The following is a 21,486-nucleotide window of genomic DNA, read 5'->3' as shown; positions in this document are numbered from 1 at the left end:
CCAGCATGTACATCGACAAAGAAACAGGCGACTACCCGCTGAGCCAGGCTGACATCATCTCCAGGCACGCCCACAACATGTCTTTTCCCGTGCCGTTTGAGGCGCCAGAGCAGTATGCCCTGGTAGAGCCGGCAAGCCCGCCCGCGTTCGTTCAGACCACCCACAAAGCAGTGGAGCTGGCCCCACTGGAGACAGAGGAAGGCTATCTGCAGCAGTGGGAAGTCGTGCCGCTGAGCGCTGATGAGCTGGCTCAACTGGAAGCCGATCGGCTAGCAGCAGAACAAGCGGCACGAGACGCTGCACGGGTGACCGTGACCAAGCGCCAGGCATTGCTTGCGCTGTTCGATATGAAGGGCATCAAGAACGAGGACATTGAGGCACAGATCAACCTGATCCCCGATGAGTTCGACCGCTACCGGGCCCTGGTGGACTGGCAGGGATCGGCGGCCATCGAATCGGACAGTCCCACCGTGCTTAAGCTGGCGGCAGGCCTGAACCTGACCGAGGCCGATTTGCACGAGCTGTTCGGGTACGCCGAGACCCTGTAGCCCTCGCCACAACACACAACACAACCCGCTTCGGCGGGTTTTCTTATTTCTGAGGGAGTGTCTCAATGCAGAGCACAGATATCAGCATGCCGATCGCAAAGGCAACCAGTGCGGTGACATTGGCCACGGCCGCGCAAGCCGATGTGGCAGACAAGATCGCCCAGGCGGCGACGGTCAATTCCAGCTTTGAGACTTGGTTCTGGGTGAACTCCATCCCGTGGGGGACCATTGCCTCTATCGTGGCGGCGCTCTATACGGTGCTGCTCATCTGCGAGTGGTTCTGGAAGAAGCTATGGCGGCCGGCGTTTGAGCGCTGGGGCTGGGTCAAGCCACGACTGGGCCCGCGCATCATCACGCTGGACGAGTACCGCCAGATGAGCGAGACGCAGAGGGCGGACCTATCATGAGCAACAAGCAACGGGTCGCAGTGGCGGCCCTTACTGTTTCTGCCGCGGCGATCCTGAGCTTGTTCGGCGCGGAGGGCTTCCGCTCTGCACCCTACATCCCCACACAGGGCGATGTGCCGACCATTGGCTACGGCTCTACGGTCTACGAAGACGGCACCCGCGTGACTCTGGCAGACCCGCCCATCAGCAAGGAAAGGGCCCTGCAAATCGTGCGTGACCACAAGAGCAAGGACGAAGCCATGTTCCGGGCCAGCCTGCCAGGGGTGAAACTCACACAGGGCGAGTATGACCTGTACATGGACTTCACCTACCAGTTTGGCATCACCAACTGGCGGGCCAGTTCCATGCGCCGGCACCTCCTCAATGGTGAGTACCTGCAGGCCTGCAATGCTCTGCCTGCTTGGCGCAAGCAAGCGGGCCGGGATTGCTCACTGCCTCAGAACTGGGGCCCGAAAGGCTGCAAAGGGGTATGGACCCGGCAGCTGGAGCGACAGGCCAAGTGCCTCGGGGAGCAATCATGACCTGGCAGGTCAAATCCACTCTCGCCGCCGTCATCACCGCGCTGGCCTTCTCCGCCGGCTGGGTTGTCAAAGGCTGGCAGGCCAGCAAGACCATCGCCGAGCTGCGCGCCGAGCAATCCCAGGGCCAGGCCACCCGCGCCAAAGCCGCCCGCACCGACGAAACCCAAACCGCGATCAAGGAAAGCAAGCATGCCCAAGAAACGATCTACAACGCCGATCGACTGGCGAACCTCAAGACTGGCATTGATGTGGATGTGCGCGCTGAGCTTGCCCGCGCTGAGCGCCTGCACCGCGACACCGACAGCCGAGCCGCCACTTATCGTGCGCAAGCCCAGGCCGACGCCGCTGCCCACAGCGATCTTGCAGATAAAGCGGCAGCCCTCGACCGACAGCTTGCAGAAGGCCTCGGCGTGGTCGCAAGCCTCGGAGGCGACCTTAGGCGACGAGACGCCGAAGTAGCCGCGCTATGCAACCAGGTGAACATCGAGCGCCGGCTGAACGGCGACGACAGCGACCAGGCCTGCACAGCGCAATAAAAAACCGCCCGGAGGAGGTTTGGAATTTAGTCTTGACGCCTACGGAGTCTACTAATGCCAAACATGGCCATCAGAGAGGTCAAGCCTATCAAAGTCCATGTTGTCTGCTTGGCGACCGAGCATGGCATGGTTGTTGCTTGAAAATACGCCGCTACCCGATCTAGGCGCCTTGCGGTGCAAATGCGCCCCTGAGGGTAATGCAACTCCAACTTCACTAGAAAGCACACCATGCGTTTTACACGCTCGATTTTAGCCAGTGCATTGATCGCTGCATCGCTCACCTCCACTTATGCGCAAAATGCCGACAACGTCGCGCAGCGCCCGCGTGCCCGTGATATTGGTCTAGTCAACGGCGTATTGCCGACGGGCAAGCTCAATGCCATTACCGATGTGGCGGGCGTGCGTGTAGGCCAGACCACGCTTATCCAGAATGAGGGTGTTCGCACTGGCGTGACAGCCATCTTGCCGCACGGTGGAAACTTGTTTCAAGAGAAGGTGCCCGCTGCGGTCTACGTTGGCAACGGTTTTGGCAAGCTGATGGGCGTCACGCAGATCAAAGAGTTGGGTGAGATTGAATCCCCCATTTTGCTAACAGGGACGCTGAATGTGCCGCGCGTGGCCGATGCGGGAATGGACTGGATGCTGGGCCTGCCAGGCAACGAACAGGTGCGCTCGATCAATATGGTGGTGGGCGAGACCAATGACGGTTACCTCAACGATATTCGCGGTCGCCATGTCGGTAAGGCAGAGGTGTTCGCTGCATTGAAGAGTGCAAATGAAGGCCCGGTGCAGGAGGGTGTCGTGGGCGCGGGTGTCGGTACGCAGGCTTTTGGTTTCAAGGGTGGAATTGGAACCGCATCGCGTGTGGTGCCACAAAGTGCGGGCGGCTATACCGTAGGCGTGCTGGTGCAAACCAACTTTGGAGGAGTGCTAACGATGAACGGCGCGCCCGTGGGACAAGAGTTAGGCCGCTACTTCCTGAAAGAGGAGCTTGAGCGTGAAAAAGCCAACAAGCAGTCCAGCGCGACCGGTGGTCCAGTTCAAGTGGCGGCTAATGTGATTGATTTGGACAAGGTTAGCGACAAGGCTGATGGCTCCATCATGATGGTGGTGGCCACGGACGCGCCATTGGGTGCGCGAAATCTAGAGCGCTTGGCCAAGCGCGCCATGATGGGTTTGGCGCGGACGGGGTCACCCGCCACCAATGGCAGTGGAGACTACGTGATTGCCTTCAGCACGGCCACGCAGGTGCGTGTGAAGGCCTCAGAAGCGCTGCGCACTACGCCGGTGCTGGGTAATGGCTCAGTCTCGCCACTTTTTTTGGCAACGGTTGAAGCAACCGAGGAGGCTATCTACAACTCACTGCTGCGTGCTACCACGACCAAGGGCGTAGATGGTCATGTGGTCGACGCCCTGCCAATCGACGAGACTGTCAAGATCTTGAAAAAATACAACGCGATTCGGTAATTAGCCGCGCCGCTCTAACAGAAAGAAAGGGTTTTCAAAACTGCCTGGAGCGGACTCAAGGGTGCGCTGCTGTCCCTGGTGTTTTCGAAGTCCAGAAAATCACACGCGGTGCGTAAGGGGAGCGAGGAGCCTATTCTCTGGAGAATCCTACAAGGCCCGTCGAACAGCTAGCTTCTGGTGCTGATGTGTTCGAGCTGCTGCATGTGGCGTGCTTACCAACTACACCCGACCAGCGCTGAAATAGACATAGCCTCCCCGGCGCCACTACGGCACTGGGGAGGCTCTTTTTCTGTTTGTGGGGCTGTTCTAAGTGGCGGACTACAGGCACCATACATTCACAACTCAGGCAACGTCGTCCACTTCCTCCAACCGCGAGGCAGCTCTTAGCGTTTGCTGGGATAGAAGATCTTCTCGATCTCCCTGAGCTTCGCAGGTCCAAAGCCTTCGATCTTCAGCAGATCTTTTGGCTCAAATTCAACAAGCTGTTCAGCCGTAAAGAGTCCCCCACGAGCGAGGGCTTGGACAGTAGCTGGTGATAGGACGCCGTTAAGAGACGAGCTCTTGACCCGTTTTATCGGGCGGTAGCTTCGCTCTGGAATGTAAAACTGACCTGGGAACAGGACAGTCTCAATTTGCCTGAAGCGAAGAAGTCCCAAGCCCCATAAGTTGAGCAGCTCATACGGATAGGCCTTACGCACTCCCTCCACGTTGGTGATCTCGTTCCGCGCTAGAACCCGTGTCACGTACTTGGGTAGCAAACTGCTCAATGGGGTTTCGGTTCCTGATTCTTCCGACATGCTGAACATCATAGGCGAGCTATGTCCTATGGAATAGGGCCAGGTTGAGACGTGAAAAAGCCCTCCGAAGAGGGCTGCCGATCAGTTCGACTTGCGTCGGCGGATGATGCCCATGGATCCAGCAAACAGCCCCGAGAGCAGAAGCAGGCCAACGCCGCCCACGGCGGGTACTGGGGTTGGAGAAGACCCGTTTCCATTGCCTTGCACATTAAATGTGAGTACTGCATCGTCACACACCGTGCTGTTTGGTGTCGGCAAGCATACACGAACTGTAGCCGTAGTCGTACCCGAGAAATTGGGAGTGGGTGAGTATGTAAACGCGCCAGTTGATGGATCGATGGACAACTGCCCTTGAGCGGGTGGTGTCAATACCTCGAAGACAGAGTCAGGAGGGACTTGTCCGCCATTGCCTGCATTCCCAATAACTGCGTTACTTGCTTGAGTGCTGAAGCTTGCATCGTTGATGACGGGGGGCGTTACAGGAAGTGCTGTAACCGTAAAGTCTTGCGTTTGAGTGCTAGTCGAACCCGTGAGAGTTGCGGTCACAGAGTACTGACCGGCAGGCAAACCTGCACCTTGCGTACTATAGGTATTGTCCGGATTCAGCGTAACTTGAATGTTTTCGGTGTATCCATTAGGACCAGTGATCACTAGGTCCACCGTTGTGGATGAGCCGGGGTTTGCGACTGAACCAGAGTACAAAGGCTGGGTCATGGCTGGTAATGTTCCGGGATTCGTAAGAGCCAAACTTGAAGGCAGTTGTCCTGCCACAAGTAGTCCATCGACGGCGAGTCCGGACTGATAACCGGTGTCAGACCAGTTAACTACTCCAATTTCAAGACGGTAGGACCCTGCAGAAGGAACATTGTATGTAGCTTGAACCCAACCAGAATAGCCGCAGCCTGCATTGAAGCATGTATTCGTGCCGTAGTTAACAGTCCCCAATGGTGTCCAACTGGGAGCGCCCGCAATGATTGGCACACTTGGCGGAGTGAGTGTTGCTTGATGCGGTGGCATTCCGTTACCAGGCACTACGGATTCCACTGGATCTGTACGCGCCGTAAAAAGAAGCGCCACTTCATTCCCTGAACTATCCAAGAGTCTCGCCCATGCAAAATCTGAGTAGATTCCGCCGTCGCTGGTTACATAGTTAAATTGAAAACTAATAGGTGAATTAGCCGCAGGGACGGCAAATGTGGGAGAAGTGTAGGTTGCGCCGTTACTAATTTGAGCTGTCGGAACTCCAGTGGGGAGACCGGAAAGGGGAAAATTAGGAGGTGTGGCGCTGCTCTGTTGTGTGCTTACCCATGCATATCCAGTGGTTCCCGCAACAGGAGCGTCAGTTACAACACCGTTGGCCGTTGATGTGCCACACCCAATAAGATTGCTGCATGTCCAGCCAGTGGTGTCAATTGCCCAGGACTGGGCAGAAAAAAATAATCCGGCTGTAGCTAATAGGGTCGTAATTTTCATGTTTTCTCCTCATAATTGAGCTGTAAAAACTTTGGATGCTTCTTCAATGTCGTTGTTGCGGGATTAATCACGCCGTTAAAGCGAACACACTTGAGCAAAAAAAGGAATCGCTCTGCAGTTTTCAGTAAATGTATGAATGTGAACGTATTGTCACGAAATGTCTATCCCTGAAATTAGTGATAGTGAAAACCCGGAGCCGTCAGTAAAAGCGCGCAAAAAAGCCCGCGTCTGCGGGCGGCTGGGTGGGGTGGATGGTGCCTGGCTCTGGAGCCGCCTGCATGCGGCGCAGACCCAGCGGGCTGCCCCTGGTCCAGCATCCGCCATCCCTAAATCTGCCCCAAAATGAGCCAATTCCAGCGTATCCAGGCGGATAGCTCACCTCTGGAAAAGCCGCTTGGATACGCTGTAAAACTCACTCTCTAGGGTTCGAATCCCTCCGTTTCCGCCAAGTACCAACCCCTGAGTGTTCGCACTCAGGGGTTTTTGGTTTTCGGGGCCCTCCATACCGCAAAACCCGCCAATGCGGTCTTTTCGGCCGGATTGCCGGGGAGAAATCCCGCTATCGACCTCTCGGCAGCCAGATTCATCCAGGCGTGGCCCAGCGACCCCATCGTATGCATGGCCTGCGCCATGGCTTACAGGCTTTTGGAAAGGCAGCATGCCAAGGCTCGCAGTGACATGGAGGCTGTGCAAGCCCCGGTGCCGAAGGCGGGAGCGCCTGCGCTAGGCATTGTCCCGTGGCTTTTGCTGAGGGGCGATGGCGCCCGCAAGGTGTGGGTGTTGCGATTTGCCTTCAACGGCAGATGCAGCAGGAGAGTTCACCGGGCAGTGACCGGATAGCGCAGCGCGGCACCAAAAGAGTAAGGCTGCACAGCAGCTGGCGGCCCCTGCGCCCAACAGCCTCTGCGCATCTCTGGCGATGCGGGAGCCCGCGACCTCCACCCGGGCGCGGGTGGATGGCGCCGCCGCTGCGGTCTCTGTCAGGCGGCAGCACCCAGCTGCTGCCGCCATAGGCGCAGCTGTTCGACAGTCGCCGTAGCGCCACCACAAACGATGACCAACGGCGCTTTCAACCCGTCGAGAGCGGGAGGCTGGGCACTGTAGAGCGGGGCGAGCGAAGCGCCACATGCTGGCTCAACGAGAATGCGATGGTCGAAAAGGAAGCGTTCGCAGGCGTCGAGTGCTTCCAGGTCAGTGACGACGTGCGTGCGAATGTCATGCGTGCGGGTCAGGTTGAAAGCGTTCTCGCACACCTGCTTTGCGCCGAGCGACGTGGCGATGCTGGTGATGGCAGGCAGCTCGATGCGGGCACTATGCTGGACAGACTGCGACAGCGAATCAGCACCTGCCGTCTCGATCGCTACCACGGGCATCTTGCTCAGCCCATTGCGGTCCAGGCCTGCCACGACACCGGAGAGCAAGCCGCCGCCGCCCACGGACAGCACAACGCAGTCGAACTCGACCCCGGCGCGCACCGCCTCATCGACCATCGTCGCGTGGCCTTGCCACATGGTCTCGTTGTCGAACGGATGCACGAATGCGGTGTCGTCATCGAGTTGCGCCAGCGCGAGCGTATTGGCCTCCTGCCAGGAGGCGCCATGCACGACAACTGCGGCACCTTCCTGTTCAATCAGTTGCTTGGCGCGTGCGGTCGTGGTTTCCGGCACGTAGACCGTCACCGGGATGCCAAGCTGACGACCGCTATAGGCGACCGCAATTCCGGCATTGCCGCCGGACGAGGAGATGAATCGCTTCTTGCCCTGGCGCACATGGGCTTCGCAAAGGGCACCTACACCGCGAAGCTTGAAAGAGCCCGAGGGTTGCAACGCGTCCAACTTCAGCCAGACGTCTTTGGCGCTCAGCAGGCTGAGCGGTTGCGATCGGACGAGAGGGGTTTCAATGTGGAGTGGCATGGCAGATCATGGGCCCGATGGGCGCGGTTCGTTGGCGGGGATTTGGCGTGCTGACAATGGCGGCATACGCAGGCTTGCCAAGGCGAAGCTGCTGAGGATCAGCAGCATGCCCGCCCAGACGGGTGGTGCGGACTCGCGAAGCAGCAAGGCGCCCGTGAGCGCCCTGAAAACCAGGAGCCAGTGTATGCGCTGCCGGGTGCTCCCTGAATAGCCAGCGGTAGCTTGCGCGATACCGGCAAGCGGCTTGGGCGGACGCGCCCCGGCGTTTGTACGTCCCTCATCGATGCCTTCGGCGATGGGGCGGTCACCGCCTGGGCCTGCCACCGAAAAATATCACAGCGCTTCCCAGCGCCAGCAGCCATACCGCAATCGCTGCATACAGCATCAAGTCGCTGAAGCCATGGGCCAGTGCCTCGCGGGCAATGCCGGTCAGAGACGGCGTGGACGTGCCGGCGTCGGCGCTCGCCTGCAGCGCGTGCAAGTTGCCGGACGCAACCCCATTGGCCATCTTGCGCAGTGACTCGGCATCCACAGCGCCAGGCAATGCAGCCTGCAGGTGCTGCTGCACGCCATGGACCAGCAAAAAGCCCATCAACGAGATGTTGATCGACAGCGTGATCATGCGCGCACTCATGTCAATGCCGGAGGCCATGCCGGCGCGGTTGTGGGCGACCGAGCCCGTGGTGGTGTTGGTGACCGGGGTGTTGGTAAGCCCCAGCCCGGCACCAGCCATCAGGCAGCCTGGCAGCACGTACAGCCAGTGGAGATGGACAAGCTGGCTGCCTATCAGCATCAGCACGAAACCCAGTCCAATGACAAACAACCCCAGCGGAATCGCAATATGCGGGCCATAGCGCATCGCGATGCGCTCGCCAACCACTGGAAACACCAGCGTTGGAAGCGTGTAGGCCAGCAGGGAAACACTGGCAGCCGCGACATCCTGGCCCAGCGCGCTCTGAAAATAAATGGGCAGGTAGATGATAAATGCCCAAAAGCTGAAGTTCATGCCCATGGAGCCCATCAGCGCACCCGAGAAATGGCGCACCCGAAAGACGGAGAAGTCGAACATGGGATGCGGGGCATGCAACTCCACCCACACAAACGCAGCAAAACTCAGCAGGCCAACAGTGATGGCGGCCAGCGCGGGCACGCTGGCAAAACCGGTGTATGCGCCCTGCGTCACAAAGAAAGCCAGACCGAACACCGCGAGAGACAGCGTCACGATGCCCGCGATATCCAGCGTGCCGGCGTCCGGATCATGGGATTCCTGCACGGCCATCGCGGCCGGAATCAGCGTGAATGCGGCCAGGAATACATGTACCCAGAACACCCAGCGCCAGTCTGCCAGGGCGACGATCAGGCCGCCTATCAGCGGGCCAAAACCCAGACCGATACCCAAAATGATGCCCCAGATGCTGAATGCGCGGCTGCGCTCGGCGCCTTGGGGAAACTGGTGAGAGAGGACGGACACCAGGCAGATCAGCATGGCGCCGCCGCTGGCTCCCTGGAAGGCGCGGCTGGCAATCAATAGCGGCGTGTTCCATGCCATGCCGCACAACAGCGATGCGACTGCGAACAGCACGGTAGAGATCAGAAAGACCCTCTTGCGGCCAAAACGATCGGCCAACGATCCGGTCGCCATGAGCACCGAGACGCATGCAATGGTGTAGGCATTCATGATCCACTGAATGTCCTTGAAGTCGCTGTGGAGCACGGACTCCAGCGTTGGCAAGATCACCGGCACGCTGGAGATCTCGAGGCTGAACATCAGCGCTGCCAGACAGACAGAAAGCAGCGCGAGGCGATTGCGGCGGGCCATGGTCAGAGGCAGGCGGTCTGTGGTTGATCCATGGGTATCTCTCAAGGACATGGTTAAACGCTCCAAAAACAGGAAAGCGGCGTTCTGGTGCAGAACACTCCATGCGAGTTTGCGGGAATATAATTCCCGGATTAGCGCAATAAATTCCCGCTTATGACGCCTTTTGGGAACCAATAAAGATGGCAGTACAGGACCCTCTCGACGGTGTATCCACATTTGTGCATGTGGTGGACGCCGGTGGCTTCACCTCGGCTGCTGCGCGTATGGGTGTGACGCGTTCGGCGGTCGGCAAGGCCGTGGCCAAGCTGGAGGCGCGCCTGGGAACACGGCTTTTGCAGCGCAACACGCGCAGGCAGACCCTCACCGAGGAAGGGCAGATCTATTACGAGCGCTGTATTCGCGCCCTGAAGGAGCTGGAGGCGGCCGAGTCGGATCTGGACAGCGGACGAATGCAGCCCAGCGGCCGCCTGCGGGTGAGTGTGCCCGAAGGCTTCGGTCAGTTGTGCGTGACACCCATCCTGCTGAATCTGACGCGGTTGTACCCGCGATTGAGCATGGATCTGTCATTCAGTGACCGGGCCGTCGATCTGATCGAAGAGGGCTTTGATCTGGCCATACGCATAGGCCCGCTGCATGACAGTGGCACGTTGTCTGCGCGCCTGCTGGGCACGCAGCACATCAGCATCGGTGCGTCTCCGGCCTATTTGGCCCGCCATGGAACACCCCGGAATCTGGAGGCGCTCGATGGCCACACCGTCCTGGGCTATTCGAGATCGGGTGTGCTTGCGCCGTGGAATGCCCTGCCAGCCACAGGGGGCAGCGCGCCAGCAAGCCATCGCCCGCAACTGCGCTCTCAAATCAGCATGGACGATATCCAGGCCCTGGCTGCTGCTGCCGTCGCCGGCTATGGCATTGCCTGGGTACCTTGCTGGCTGCTGAGCAGCTATGTCCAACGTGGTGAGCTGGTACACATCCTGCCCGCATACCGGGTCCGTTCCTATGAGATCCATGCTATCTGGCCCCAGACGCGGCAATTGCGTTGCAAGCTCCGCGTGGCCATCGATGCGCTGGTGGCAGAGATCCCTGCATTGCTGAATGCAGATGGGGTGCAGAAATCACCATGAACGGCGTCACGTCCTGCACTGCTCCAGCCTGCGCGTCTCCAGCGGGTGGACTGTGTATGTCTCCATCCGCACCGGCACTGCAGATCGAGAGAATGCCTGCGGGATCGGGATGTACCGCGTGCGCCGCAATGGGGGCAGGAGGTGCCTGCCAGCCCCGCTCACCCCATCCGGCAATCCGCTGACAAAGGCACTGCGCCGGCGCCGCCGGACCTGCGTGCTAGCGTTGCTTGCACCGCTGCCGGGCATGGGCCAACAGGAATGCGCGCGTGCCCGGCACATCCTGCCCGTCGAGTGCGCCACCGTCTACCGCTCCGCTGGCCAGCCAGGCATGCATTGCAGCCTGTGCCACCGCCAGATCAAGCTCGGTCAGCAGCAGCTTGACCAGCGGCGCCCCTGCTGCAGGGTCTGCGATCTGGCCCAGCGCCATGGCAGCACCCTGGCGGCGGCGCGCATGGGGGCTGCTGAGTTGGTCGACCAGTGCAGGCACGGCCGCTCGATCGCCCAGGCGGCCCAAGGCCTCCAATACCGCCTCGGTGGCGGCATCGGTCTGCAGCGCCCGTATCAAATCGGGGATCGCCTCGCGCGTGGCTGCTTGCGCCAGCGCTTCGGTGATCAGCCGCGCATCGGCAGGCGACGCCGCCAGCGGCAATGCAGCAGCCAGCGCTGCATGGGTCTCGGCGCTGGGCGTGGCCGACAGCGACAGCGTGGCCGCGTCCCGCAAGGGGTTGCGGCGGACCATGAGCGGTGCCAACAAGCTGGCGCCTTGCGGGTCGCGGAACTCGGCAAGCGCCGCACTGTAGCGGTACCGCAAGCCGTCGCCGGCCTCCTGGGCTGCGCCGATCAGCGCAGGCAACACCTCAGCCCCTTGCGCAGCCAGCGCTGCGCAGACGTTATGGACATACTCGTTGCGGATGCCGGGCAGCAGGCCCAAGAGCAGGGCCTGCACCTGGGGGCCGCGAAGATTCTTGCAGGCGTATGCGACGGCGCTGGCGTTCCAGTGATGGGGATCGTCTTCCAATGCCCGCGCGAAGCCTTCGAAACCCTCCCCACAGCCCATGGAGACCAGCGCCTCGGCCACGCGCACAGCGTCGCCGCTGGAGAGCTGGGGCAGCAGGGCGCGCAGATGCTCTGCCGCGTCCTCGGGCGCCGTGCGCGCCAGTTGCAGCGCAGCGGCCCGGCGCACCTGCAACGACGCCGACTGCAACCCGGCGCGGGGCCACTGCTGCTCGCCGGGCCCTTCCAACTGCGCCAAAACTTCGGCCCATTCGCTGGCATCGCGCGGTGTCCTGGCCTGCTCCAGCAGGGCCATCAGTTCGGGCACGGCTTCTTGCGCCTTCAGCAGGCCCAGCGCCGGGCCGGCAACCGCCACCCCGGCACGCAGCAGCGGCGCGATCGCACGCGCGTCGCCCAACTCGCCAAGCACCTTGACCAGTTCCATCCGCAGCTGCAGAGGCATCCCCCGGCGCGGGTGTTCCAACGTCTCGATAAGCGGGACCACCGCTGCCGCGTCGCCCAGGCGCCCTAGTGCGCTGATGCAGGTCCGGCGGACTCTCGCGTCCGCGTCGCCGAGTCCTTCGATCAGCAGTTCGAGGTTGGAGCGCGTGGATTTCTGGACCACCGTGCTGCACAGCGTGTTGATCACCTCGTCGAAGTCCTTCTTTTTGTCGGCCTCTTCGCGCCGCAGCGTGCGGATGGCCTCCAGCAGTTCGGCAATCCAGTGCTCGTCGGCATGGCTGTGGATGGATGTCGCGGCATACGCGCGCACCGCCGCGCTGCGGTGGCCCAGGGCCTTGAACAAGGGCGCACGCGCCTGCGGCGAGGAGATACGGCCCAGGAACATGCAACCCGAGCAGGCTTCGTCAACGCTCTTGGATTTGGCCATGCGCAGGTACAGGGGCAACGCATCATTGGAGGGGCGGGCCAACAAGGCCTGCTTGGCCGCGTCTGCCACCTTGGCGTCTTCGTCCAGCGTGGCTTTGAGCAAAAGCGCGGGCGCACGATCCGCCAATGCGTGCAGCGCACTTCGGGCCAGCGGCGCCCGATTTTCCGGCGCGGACCGTAAAAAGGCCGTGGTGGCCTCGAAGGCCACTGCCGGGTCTGCATGAGACAGCGCTTCCAGCGCCAGGAACACATCGACGTTTTTCGTCGAGCTCTGCAACTGGTCTGCCAGTGCCTGGCTGAGATTGTCGTTCATAAGTACTAGAAGGCTCGGCAGGTTTGCCGGGGTGCTACCTGCCCAAGAACGGTCCCCGCATGGCAACCGCCCCGAGGCCGCCAGGGAACAAGTCGCCCGCCCATAAATCGTCCGCTTGCAGGGCAGTGGGCCAGTGTAGCGTGCTAACACACTCGGCGGGAATGACGCTGTCGCAGAGCGGGGAAGTGGCGGCATGCGTGCTCAGCCGTGCTGCCCGGTTGCGATGCCGCAGCTGCCGCCATTCAGCGTCCGGTGTGGGAGTTCATTGGAGGAGCTTGACCCATCCGCGGGCTCAATCCATTTTGACTTGGGCGGCTTTCACCGCCGCCTGCATGCGCTGCTTTTCGCTCGCCATAAAACGGGCTGCCACTTCCGGCGGGGTGAGCTGGATCTCGTAGCCTTGGGCGATGAGCGCTTCGCGGGCTTCTGGGGAGGCAATGCCTTGCACAAAGCCTTGGTAGAGGCGGTCCATCTCGGCCTTGGGTACACCCGCTGGGGCAATGGCGGCGATCCAGCCGTCCAGCTCGTACTGCGGCAGGCCTTGTTCGGCAATGGTGGGCACATCGGGCAGGCTGGCGCTGCGTTTGGCGCTGGTGATGCCGATGGCGCGCAGGCTCCCGGCCTTGATGTGGGCCATGGCGGGTGCGACCGCCACCACGCCCAGCTGCACCTGGCCGCTGAGCAAGTCATTCATCAGCTGGCCCATGCCTTTGTAGGGGATGTGGGGCACATCGATCTGGGCCTGCTCGACAAACATGGCGGCGCCCAAGTGCAGGATGGTGCCATTGCCCGATGAGCCGTAATTGAGCGTGCCGGGATGGGCCTTGGCGTGGGCAATCAGCTCCTGCACGGTACGTGCGGGCACCTTGGGGTTGGCGACCAGCACAAAGGGCGTGGTGCCGATGATGGTGATGGGCGCGATGTCCTTGATTGAATCAAAGGGAATGTTTTTGTACAGGCTGGGGTTGACGACATGGTTGTTGCTGACGATGCCGATGGTGTCCCCATCTTTGGGCGCCCGCACAATCTGCGCCGTGCCGGTGATGCCGCCTGCGCCGGGCAGGTTCTCAATCACCAGGGGCTGGCCCAGGGCTTTGCTGATGGGCGTGCTGATGGCGCGGATGGCGCCGTCGGCCCCCGAGCCCGCCGATAGCGGCAAGATGACGCGCAGCGCTTTGTCGTGCCCTGCAGCCTTGGTTTGCGCCAGCGCGGGCAAGGCGCCACTGGCGAGGCTGGCCAGAACCATCGCCAGTGCGGTGCGGCGGGGGATTGGGCGGGTGGGGTGCATGTTTGTCTCCTGATTGCGGCTTTTCGCCTGTCTGTAAAGGATGGTTTGCTCTTATATTGGTAGCGTTACGTCGCTGCCTGGGTAGCCTGCATGGCGCTGATCTGCGCGGCGTCGTAACCCAGGCTGGCCAGCAACTCGGCGGTGTGCTCGCCCAGGCGCGGCGGGTTTTGGCGTACGGCCAGGCGCTCGCCCGCCATGCGCAGCGGCAGCAAGGTGGTCTGTGCGGTTTGGCCGGCGCGTTCGCCGTCGGTCAGCGTTACCTCGGCCAAGCCGCCGGTGGCCAGCAGGTGCGGGTCATCCAGCAGTTGTTCTGGCTTGCTGATGGGGGCGTAGGGCAGGCCGTTGTCTTCAAAGATTTTGGCGACCTGTTCGACATCCATGCGGGCCAGGCGCGCGCGCAGATCGGCGAGCAGGGCCGGGCGCGCGCGTACGCGTTCGTTGTTGGTGGTGTAGTGCGGGTTGGCCAGCAGATCGGCCCAGCCAAAGGCCTGGCACATGGCGCGCCACTGGGCATCGCTCACGGCCGCCAGAAAGATCTGCTCGCCGTCCTGGACGGTGAACACGTCGTACACCGACCAGGCCGAGATGCGGTTGGGCATGGGATCGGCCGCCTCGCCCGTCACGGCGTACTGCATCATGTGCTGGCCGACGAGAAAGACGTTGTTCTCGAACAGCGCCGAGTCAATCTCTTGCCCCTTGCCGGTCTGTGCGCGCTGCATCAGCGCTGCCATGGCGCCGATTGCGCCAAACATGCCGCCCATGATGTCGTTCACGCTGGTGCCCGCGCGCAGCGGGTCGCCGGGGCGGCCTGTCATGTAGGCCAGGCCCCCCATCATCTGCACGACCTCGTCCAGCGCCGTGCGGTGCTCATAAGGCCCGGGCAAAAAGCCGGTATGGTTCACATAGATCAGGCGCTCGTTGAGCTTGGACAGCGCGGCATAGTCCAGGCCGTACTTGGTCATCACGCCGGGCTTGAAGTTTTGCGCCACCACATCGGCCGTGCTGGCCAGGCGAATGGCGGCTTCCAGTCCCTGGGGCTGGCGCAGGTCCAGCGCAATGCTTTTTTTGTTGCGATTGAACATGGGGAAGAAGCCGGCACCCGCACCCAGCAAGTGGCGCGTGCGGTCGCCCTCGACAGGTTCAACCTTGATGACTTCGGCGCCCAGGTCGGCCAGCACCATGCCGCAGGTGGGGCCCATGACCATGTGGGTGAATTCGACCACGCGGATACCGGCGAGGGGGAGCGATGGGGTGGGAGAGGGGTTACTCATATTTGGGTAGCTACTAGCGCGCATGGTGTGGCACCAGCGGTTGATTGGGTTTAAGAATTAAGTGCAAATGGCGGCACAAGCCTGGGGGGCTGCAATCACACCGGCTTGCCACAGGCTGCCGTGCAGTTTCTCGTTGGGCAGCCAGGCGTGCATGCGCTGGCGCAACTGCAAAAGGGCGGGAACATCCAGACCCGTATCAACGCCCATGCGCTGCAGCATATAGGCCAGGTCTTCGGTGGTGACATTGCCGCTGGCACCCGGTGCATGCGGGCAGCCGCCAATGCCGCCCAGGCAGGCGTCAAAGTGGGTGATGCCGGTTTGCCAGGCCGCATAGGCGTTGGCCAGACCCATGCCGCGGGTGTCGTGAAAATGGGCGGTACGCAGCCGGCCGTCCACCAGGCGCCGGGCTTTTTCAAACAAACGGCGCACACTGTCGGGGTCGGCATAGCCCACGGTATCGGCCAGGCTCACATGGTCGGCGCCGGCGTCCAGCAAGGCCTGCATCAGGCGCAGCACCTCGCTTTCGGCCACATCGCCTTGCAGGGTGCAGCCAAAGGCCGTGCCCACGCCGCCCTCAATTTGGGTGTGGCTCCCCGCTGCGTCGCGCACTGCGCGGATGCGGGCGACTTCTGCCACGACTTCGTCCGGGGTTTTGCGCAGGTTGGCCAGGCTGTGCGCGTGGCTGGCCGACAGCGGCACGACCATGGACTGCGCGCCCGCTGCCAAGGCGCGCTCGGCGCCTTTGAGGTTGGGCACTAGCACGGACGCGAGCAAGCCCGGTTTGCTGCAGGCATGGGCGAGCACGGCTTCGGTATCGGCCAGCTGGGGCAGCAGGTGTGCTGGCACCATCGATCCCACCTCCATCTCGCGCATGCCGGCGTCGTAGGCGGCGTCAATCCAGGCGCATTTGTCGGCGGTGCTGACGATGCTGGCCAGGCTTTGCAGGCCATCGCGCAGGCCAACTTCGCGGATGCTGGCGCGCTGTGTCGCAAGGGTTGAGGTGGCGGTCATCGTGTCTCCAGGCTTTTGTCGTTGGTTTTGATTTTAGATTTTCCAAAGTATCAGCAATAATCGAATACGGAACCGGTTTCGTTCCAAAAAGGAAAATCATGTATGACCTGAGTCTGCTGAACCTGCGGCTGTTTGTGCAGGTCTGTGAGCAGCGCAGCATTGCCCGTGTGGCGCAGGCCGAGGCGCTGGTGGCATCGGCCATCAGCAAGCGGCTGGCCCAGCTTGAGCACCAGATGGGCGCGCCCTTGTTCATCCGCGAACGGCGCGGCCTGCGCCCCACGGCGGCGGGTGAGACTTTGCTGGAACATGCGCGCACCATGCTGGCCGCCGCCAACCACATGCAGCAGGAGATGGCGGCCTATAGCAAGGGCGTACAGGGGCAGGTACGGGTGCTGGTCACGGCGTCGGTGATGGCCGAATCCTTGGCTGACCATGTCGCAAGTTTTTTGCAGCAACCTGCGCACGCCAGTATCCGTGTGACTTTGGAGGAGTGCGTGAGCCCGGATGTGGTGCGCGGCGTGCGCGAAGGGCGCGCGGCCATGGGGATTTGCTGGGACGCAGCCGATTTGAGCGGCCTGCAGACCCAGCCCTATGGCAGCGACCACCTGGCCATTGCGGCGCACAAAAGCCACCCCATCGCACGCATGGCGCAAAGCGCAGCAGTGCACTTCTCCGACGTACTGGACTACGAACATGTCAGCATGCCGGCGTTGAGCGCAGTGCAAATCTTGCTCACCCGCGCTGCCGCGCAAGAAGGAAAGGCGCTGCGCCACCGCGTGCACGTCTCCAACTTCGATGCCGCGCTGCGCGTGGTTCAGGCCAACCTGGCGATCAGCGTGGTGCCGCGCGAAGTGGCACTGAGCTTTGCCGCCAACACGGATGTTCGGGTGATTCCGCTGGCGGACGGCTGGGCGCAGCGGCAGTTTGCGATCAGCTACCGGGATGCGGCCTTGCTGTCGTCGGCGGCCAAGGCGTTGTTGAGCCATTTGGCGGCGCAGTCGCCGCAGGCGTTGCACACGCCATGAATAATCCTTTTGCGGCGCAGCAGGGGCATGGTTTTCGCGGCCAAGCAGGCAGGCGGCCCGGGGGACGAGGCGCTCAGGCGACCTCGGCCATCTTCGTCTGGACGGCTGCCTCGGGATGCCAGTGCCGGCCCGGCACTGCCGCCAGCAAGGCCTGCGTATAGGGATGGGACGGCTTGCCGAAGACATGGGTGCTCTCACCCTGTTCCACGATCTGGCCCGACTTCATCACTGCGATGCGGTCGCAGACCTGCGCAGCAACGCGCAAATCGTGGGTGATAAAGAGAATGGACAGATGCAACTGGTCCTGCAGCCGTGCAAGCAGCTCCAGCACCTGTGCCTGCACAGATACATCGAGTGCAGAGACAGGTTCATCGGCCACCAGAATCTTGGGATCCATCGCCAGTGCGCGTGCCAGGCCGACGCGCTGGCGCTGCCCGCCGGAGAACTCATGGGGATAACGCTCCAGCGCATCCGGCGCCAAGCCGACCAGATCGAACAATTCGCGCGCATGCCGCCATGCACCATCATGCGTCTTGCCGTGGGCGATGGGCCCTTGGGTGACGATATCGCCCACGCGGCGGCGCGGGTTCAGCGATGCATATGGATCCTGAAACACCATCTGCACCAGTGACGCGTGGTGCCGGCGTCCGGAGGGCGTGCGCAGGTCCACCGCTTCGCCGAACACCTTCATCTCACCGGCTTCGGGCACCAGCAGGCCCAGCACATTGCGCGCCAATGTGGATTTGCCCGATCCACTTTCACCCACGATGCCCAGCGTGCTGCCGGCGGCCAGTTCGATCGAGACGTCGCTCACCGCATGCGTGATGCGCGCATTGCGCTTGAACCAGCGCTTCTTGCCATAGGTCTTGGATAAATGGCTGACAGACAACGCCACCGGCCGTCCTTCGGCACGCGCGCGCAGCGCTGGCTCCAGCGGCGGCACGGCCGCAATCAAGGCACGCGTATAGCGGTCCTGCGGATGGTTGAGCACTTGCTCGGCCGGGCCGCTTTCTACCAGCTTGCCTTTCTGGATCACTGCCACGCGGTCGGCAATGTCGGCCACCACGCCGAAGTCGTGGGTAATGAACAGCACGGCGGTGCCTTTGCGGCGTTGCAGCTCATGGATCAGCTTCAGGATCTGCGCCTGCGTGGTCACATCCAGCGCCGTGGTGGGCTCATCGGCGATCAGAAGCTGGGGTTCCAATGCCAACGCCATGGCAATCATGGCGCGCTGGCGCTGGCCGCCGGACAGCTCGTGCGGGTACGCCTTTGCGGCAGCAGCCGGGTTCGGAATATGCACCGACTCCAGCAACGCCACCGTGCGCGCTTCGATCTCCTTGCGGCGGAGTGGGGTGTGGGTGCGGAACAACTCGGCAATCTGGTCGCCAATGGTTCGCAGCGGATTGAGTGCCGTCATCGGCTCCTGGAAGATCGTGCCCACTTCCTTGCCGCGCAGCTGGCGCAGGCGCTCGGGGCTCGCGCAGCGCAGGTCTTCGCCGTTCCAGGCGATGCGGCCGCCGGTGACAGACACACCCTCGGGCAGCAGGCCCAGCACGGCCGCTGCCGTCAGCGATTTTCCCGACCCGCTTTCACCGACCACGCACAGCACTTCGCCGGGATGTATGTCCAGGTTGACGCCGGAGAGCGCATGGGGACGGTCAGCACCGGGCGGCAGCGCGACGGTGAGGTTCTGGAGTGAAAGCAGGGCAGTCATAAATCAATCTTGGCGATCTTGGTGTGGACCGGTCCAATGCGGTTTCAGAGGCGTTGGCCACCGGTGGCATCGATGTTCTGGCCGGTCACCCAGCGGCCCGCGTTGCTGGCCAGAAAGGTGACGATGTCGGCGATGTCATCGGGCTGGCCGACGCGGCCCAATGCGACCGTCTGGGCAATGACCTTGGCGGTTTCAGGATCGCGGGCGCGCTGGTTGAGGTCGGTTGCCGTCGCGCCGGGCAGCACGGCATTCACCGTGATGTTGCGCGGGCCGAGTTCCGCTGCCAGCAGCAAGGTCAGCGCTTCCAGCCCGCCCTTGGCCGGGGCATACACGCTCATTTCCGGATAGGCCGCCCGTGTGCCCATCGACGACACGTTGATGATGCGGCCGCCGTCGCGCAGCACCGGCAGCAATTGCTGGATCAGGAAGAACGGCGTCTTCAGGTTCACCTGCAGCACGCGGTCAAAGTCTTCTTCGCGCACATCGGCAATGCGTGCGCGTAAGCCAACACCGGCGTTGTTGACCAGGATGTCCAGGCCTCCTGCGGACGCGTCCCTGACGATGGCCTTGACCGCATGGGCCAGCACGCTTGCACCATCGGCGGCAGACAGGTCTGCGGCCACGGTCCAGGCCTCGCCGCCTTGTGCGCGGATCTCGGATGCCAATCCGTCAGCGGCATCGCCGGCCTGGTGGTAATGCACGATGATGCGCGCACCTTGTTCCGCCAAGGCCACGGCGATGGCACGGCCGATACCGCGGCTGGCGCCGGTCACCAGCGCGATTTTTCCGGTCAGATCAAAGCGGTTGTGCTGGCTCATGCGACCACCTCGTCATCGGCGTGCAGCCAGCCTTGCCCGGCTTCAAGCTGGCGTGCCAACTGGATCAGCACATGGCGGTCCACCTTGTTGGTGCCGGCCCATGGCAACTCCGCGACAAAGCGCACACGGCGCGGATGCTGGTAGGCGGGGCCGTTGTCCAGCGCAAAGCGCTTGAGCGTGTCGGCATCGAGCGTGCTGCCCGGGCGGCGCACCACAAAGGCCACCGGCACATGCGCGCGTTCTTCATCCGGCAATGGCACCACGCTGACCTGGATGACATCGGGATGGCGCTCCAGCAGTTTTTCCACTTCCACCGGATAGATGTTTTCACCCGAGCAGACAAACATGTCGTCGGCGCGGCCGATGAAGTAGTAAAAGCCTTGCTCGTCGCGCCGCATCACATCGCCGCTGGTGTACCAGCCGTCATGGAGCACCTGTGCGCTCTTCTCGGGCAGGTTGTGGTAGCCGGCCAGCACGGCGGGGTTGCGCATCAGCAGCACGCCTTCGTTCTCATTGGGGCCATCGACCAGCCGCACATGGTCCACATGGATCGGATGGCCGACCGCCAGGTCCGGCAAGGGGATGCCGTCCGGATGGGGGCCAAACACCGCCGGCCCGGCTTCGGTCGTGCCATAGCCATGGGCAAACTGGGTCGCGGGAAAGAGGGCCTTGAGGCGGCCGAGAAGGTCCAGTGTCATCGGAGCGGATGCCAATGCCACGCGCTTGAGGGACGAGAAATCGCGGCCTTGCAGACGTGCCGGATCACGGATCAAGCGGGCGAACATGGTCGGCACAGCGGTCACCGTGTTGATGCGGTAGCGTTCCAACGCGGTCAGGTAATGGTCCACATCGAAGCCCGGCAGGATCACCAGCTGCGAATGCAACGCAAAGGCGCGTTTGGCCATGAACAGGCCATTCATGTGGAACAGCGGTTGCGCCAGCAGCAGGCGTTGCGGCTCCGCCGGCGGCGGCGTGGTGACTTGGAGCGCCCACAATTGCCCGCTATGGGTCAGCGGCACACCCTTGGGTATGCCGGTCGATCCGGAGGTGTACAGCATCTGGCCTTCTTCATCCGCTTGCGGGCGAATGCTCTCGAACTCGGCCGGTGTGATCTGTGCAGCAAAGCCCTCGGGGCCGGCATCGTCGAAGTCGACCACGCGCACATAGGCAGAAAAGGTATTGCGTCGTGCACCATCGACAAACGCCAGCACGATATGGGCGTCCTGGAGCACGTAGGCAATGGTTTGCTCGGGTTGCTTGATGTTGATCGGCACGGCGACGTAGCCGGCGCGCATGATGCCGAAATAGCTGATCAGAAACTCAGCCCGGTTGAGCGAGGCGATGGCGATGCGCGAACCACGCGGCAGGCCTTGCGCCTGCAACCAGCGAGCGACGCCGCCGGCCAGCCCCCGGATATCCGCATGGCTGTATTCACGGGGCTGGTCAAAGTCACGCAGGTCGACGATGGCCGGAAGGTCAAGGGGAAGGGCGGGATCGTTCAGATCGCCGAGGTTGTAGCGAAAGTCAGTCATGGTGCGTTGGCGTAAGGAAAGGATTGCA

General features: G+C 62.2%; 18 protein-coding genes. 7 read left to right on the top strand and 11 right to left on the bottom strand.

The window, feature by feature from the left end:
- The first annotated feature begins 5 nt into the window (after positions 1 to 5).
- The 5 genes from MJ205_RS11840 (at position 6) to MJ205_RS11820 (ending at position 3,479) form a co-directional block, all read left to right on the top strand.
- Positions 6 to 548 carry a hypothetical protein gene (locus tag MJ205_RS11840; protein ID WP_239808656.1) on the top strand — a complete coding sequence of 181 codons (543 nt, stop codon included), beginning with the start codon at positions 6 to 8 and terminating at the stop codon, positions 546 to 548.
- Between the two features lie 65 nt (positions 549 to 613).
- A complete protein-coding gene (locus tag MJ205_RS11835) occupies positions 614 to 955 on the top strand; it encodes a hypothetical protein (RefSeq protein WP_239808655.1) in 342 nt (113 codons plus the stop codon).
- Positions 952 to 1,476: a glycoside hydrolase family protein gene (locus tag MJ205_RS11830; protein ID WP_239808654.1), complete on the top strand. Its 525-nt coding sequence runs from the start codon at positions 952 to 954 to the stop codon at positions 1,474 to 1,476. The genes MJ205_RS11835 and MJ205_RS11830 overlap by 4 nt, the downstream gene beginning before the upstream one ends.
- Entirely contained in the window at positions 1,473 to 2,012 is a 540-nt protein-coding gene (locus tag MJ205_RS11825) for a hypothetical protein (protein ID WP_239808653.1), read from the top strand. The genes MJ205_RS11830 and MJ205_RS11825 overlap by 4 nt, the downstream gene beginning before the upstream one ends.
- Before the next feature lie 228 nt (positions 2,013 to 2,240).
- Positions 2,241 to 3,479 carry a DmpA family aminopeptidase gene (locus MJ205_RS11820; RefSeq protein WP_239808652.1) on the top strand — a complete coding sequence of 413 codons (1,239 nt, stop codon included), beginning with the start codon at positions 2,241 to 2,243 and terminating at the stop codon, positions 3,477 to 3,479.
- 383 nt (positions 3,480 to 3,862) lie between these two features.
- On the opposite strand, the gene MJ205_RS11815 is transcribed toward MJ205_RS11820, so the two are convergent.
- The 4 genes from MJ205_RS11815 to MJ205_RS11800 form a co-directional block, all read right to left on the bottom strand.
- Positions 3,863 to 4,276, bottom strand: a complete 414-nt coding sequence (locus tag MJ205_RS11815) for a helix-hairpin-helix domain-containing protein (RefSeq protein ID WP_239808651.1) — start codon at positions 4,274 to 4,276, stop codon at positions 3,863 to 3,865.
- Between the two features lie 81 nt (positions 4,277 to 4,357).
- Entirely contained in the window at positions 4,358 to 5,749 is a 1,392-nt protein-coding gene (locus MJ205_RS11810; protein WP_239808650.1) for an NF038132 family protein, read from the bottom strand.
- 980 nt (positions 5,750 to 6,729) lie between these two features.
- Complete coding sequence (locus tag MJ205_RS11805; RefSeq protein ID WP_239808649.1) at positions 6,730 to 7,662, bottom strand: pyridoxal-phosphate dependent enzyme; 933 nt, start codon at positions 7,660 to 7,662, stop codon at positions 6,730 to 6,732.
- Positions 7,663 to 7,966: 304 nt separating this feature from the next.
- Complete coding sequence (locus MJ205_RS11800; RefSeq protein ID WP_239812731.1) at positions 7,967 to 9,532, bottom strand: MFS transporter; 1,566 nt, start codon at positions 9,530 to 9,532, stop codon at positions 7,967 to 7,969.
- A 128-nt stretch (positions 9,533 to 9,660) separates the two neighbouring features.
- On the opposite strand from MJ205_RS11800, the gene MJ205_RS11795 reads away from it, so the two are divergent.
- Positions 9,661 to 10,605, top strand: a complete 945-nt coding sequence (locus MJ205_RS11795; RefSeq protein ID WP_239808648.1) for a LysR family transcriptional regulator — start codon at positions 9,661 to 9,663, stop codon at positions 10,603 to 10,605.
- Positions 10,606 to 10,822: 217 nt separating this feature from the next.
- Here the strand turns inward: MJ205_RS11795 and MJ205_RS11790 are convergent, their stop codons facing one another.
- The 4 genes from MJ205_RS11790 to MJ205_RS11775 all read right to left on the bottom strand — a co-directional run bounded on the left by MJ205_RS11790 (position 10,823) and on the right by MJ205_RS11775 (position 16,369).
- The gene (locus tag MJ205_RS11790) at positions 10,823 to 12,799 is read right to left on the bottom strand and encodes a HEAT repeat domain-containing protein (RefSeq protein WP_239808647.1); all 1,977 of its coding nucleotides are present in this window, start codon (positions 12,797 to 12,799) and stop codon (positions 10,823 to 10,825) included.
- Between the two features lie 292 nt (positions 12,800 to 13,091).
- On the bottom strand, positions 13,092 to 14,087 hold the full coding sequence (locus MJ205_RS11785) for a Bug family tripartite tricarboxylate transporter substrate binding protein (RefSeq protein WP_239808646.1): 996 nt from the start codon (positions 14,085 to 14,087) through the stop codon (positions 13,092 to 13,094).
- A gap of 65 nt (positions 14,088 to 14,152) precedes the next feature.
- A complete protein-coding gene (locus MJ205_RS11780) occupies positions 14,153 to 15,358 on the bottom strand; it encodes a CaiB/BaiF CoA transferase family protein (RefSeq protein ID WP_239812614.1) in 1,206 nt (401 codons plus the stop codon).
- A gap of 57 nt (positions 15,359 to 15,415) precedes the next feature.
- The gene (locus tag MJ205_RS11775; RefSeq protein ID WP_239812613.1) at positions 15,416 to 16,369 is read right to left on the bottom strand and encodes a hydroxymethylglutaryl-CoA lyase; all 954 of its coding nucleotides are present in this window, start codon (positions 16,367 to 16,369) and stop codon (positions 15,416 to 15,418) included.
- A 98-nt stretch (positions 16,370 to 16,467) separates the two neighbouring features.
- Between MJ205_RS11775 and MJ205_RS11770 the strand changes: the two genes are divergently transcribed.
- Entirely contained in the window at positions 16,468 to 17,394 is a 927-nt protein-coding gene (locus MJ205_RS11770) for a LysR family transcriptional regulator (protein ID WP_239812612.1), read from the top strand.
- Between the two features lie 73 nt (positions 17,395 to 17,467).
- Here the strand turns inward: MJ205_RS11770 and MJ205_RS11765 are convergent, their stop codons facing one another.
- The 3 genes from MJ205_RS11765 to MJ205_RS11755 are packed head-to-tail and all read right to left on the bottom strand — an operon-like array spanning position 17,468 to position 21,458.
- The gene (locus MJ205_RS11765; protein ID WP_239812611.1) at positions 17,468 to 19,108 is read right to left on the bottom strand and encodes an ABC transporter ATP-binding protein; all 1,641 of its coding nucleotides are present in this window, start codon (positions 19,106 to 19,108) and stop codon (positions 17,468 to 17,470) included.
- Positions 19,109 to 19,152: 44 nt separating this feature from the next.
- Positions 19,153 to 19,926, bottom strand: a complete 774-nt coding sequence (locus MJ205_RS11760; RefSeq protein ID WP_239812610.1) for an SDR family oxidoreductase — start codon at positions 19,924 to 19,926, stop codon at positions 19,153 to 19,155.
- Entirely contained in the window at positions 19,923 to 21,458 is a 1,536-nt protein-coding gene (locus MJ205_RS11755) for a class I adenylate-forming enzyme family protein (protein WP_239812609.1), read from the bottom strand. The genes MJ205_RS11760 and MJ205_RS11755 overlap by 4 nt, the downstream gene beginning before the upstream one ends.
- Positions 21,459 to 21,486 lie beyond the last annotated feature (28 nt).

Source organism: Comamonas sp. B21-038 (genome assembly GCF_022387135.1).
Lineage (GTDB): Bacteria > Pseudomonadota > Gammaproteobacteria > Burkholderiales > Burkholderiaceae_C > Comamonas > Comamonas sediminis.
This window is presented reverse-complemented; position numbering and strand designations above follow the sequence as displayed.

Excerpts from the sequence above, each read along its gene's own strand:
- MJ205_RS11840 (WP_239808656.1), top strand. The coding sequence starts at position 6 with ATGTACATCGACAAAGAAACAGGCGACTACCCGCTGAGCCAGGCTGAC.
- MJ205_RS11835 (WP_239808655.1), top strand. The coding sequence starts at position 614 with ATGCAGAGCACAGATATCAGCATGCCGATCGCAAAGGCAACCAGTGCG.
- MJ205_RS11830 (WP_239808654.1), top strand. The coding sequence starts at position 952 with ATGAGCAACAAGCAACGGGTCGCAGTGGCGGCCCTTACTGTTTCTGCC.
- MJ205_RS11825 (WP_239808653.1), top strand. The coding sequence starts at position 1,473 with ATGACCTGGCAGGTCAAATCCACTCTCGCCGCCGTCATCACCGCGCTG.
- MJ205_RS11820 (WP_239808652.1), top strand. The coding sequence starts at position 2,241 with ATGCGTTTTACACGCTCGATTTTAGCCAGTGCATTGATCGCTGCATCG.
- MJ205_RS11815 (WP_239808651.1), bottom strand. The coding sequence starts at position 4,276 with ATGTCGGAAGAATCAGGAACCGAAACCCCATTGAGCAGTTTGCTACCC.
- MJ205_RS11810 (WP_239808650.1), bottom strand. The coding sequence starts at position 5,749 with ATGAAAATTACGACCCTATTAGCTACAGCCGGATTATTTTTTTCTGCC.
- MJ205_RS11805 (WP_239808649.1), bottom strand. The coding sequence starts at position 7,662 with ATGCCACTCCACATTGAAACCCCTCTCGTCCGATCGCAACCGCTCAGC.
- MJ205_RS11800 (WP_239812731.1), bottom strand. The coding sequence starts at position 9,532 with ATGTCCTTGAGAGATACCCATGGATCAACCACAGACCGCCTGCCTCTG.
- MJ205_RS11795 (WP_239808648.1), top strand. The coding sequence starts at position 9,661 with ATGGCAGTACAGGACCCTCTCGACGGTGTATCCACATTTGTGCATGTG.
- MJ205_RS11790 (WP_239808647.1), bottom strand. The coding sequence starts at position 12,799 with ATGAACGACAATCTCAGCCAGGCACTGGCAGACCAGTTGCAGAGCTCG.
- MJ205_RS11785 (WP_239808646.1), bottom strand. The coding sequence starts at position 14,087 with ATGCACCCCACCCGCCCAATCCCCCGCCGCACCGCACTGGCGATGGTT.
- MJ205_RS11780 (WP_239812614.1), bottom strand. The coding sequence starts at position 15,358 with ATGAGTAACCCCTCTCCCACCCCATCGCTCCCCCTCGCCGGTATCCGC.
- MJ205_RS11775 (WP_239812613.1), bottom strand. The coding sequence starts at position 16,369 with ATGACCGCCACCTCAACCCTTGCGACACAGCGCGCCAGCATCCGCGAA.
- MJ205_RS11770 (WP_239812612.1), top strand. The coding sequence starts at position 16,468 with ATGTATGACCTGAGTCTGCTGAACCTGCGGCTGTTTGTGCAGGTCTGT.
- MJ205_RS11765 (WP_239812611.1), bottom strand. The coding sequence starts at position 19,108 with ATGACTGCCCTGCTTTCACTCCAGAACCTCACCGTCGCGCTGCCGCCC.
- MJ205_RS11760 (WP_239812610.1), bottom strand. The coding sequence starts at position 19,926 with ATGAGCCAGCACAACCGCTTTGATCTGACCGGAAAAATCGCGCTGGTG.
- MJ205_RS11755 (WP_239812609.1), bottom strand. The coding sequence starts at position 21,458 with ATGACTGACTTTCGCTACAACCTCGGCGATCTGAACGATCCCGCCCTT.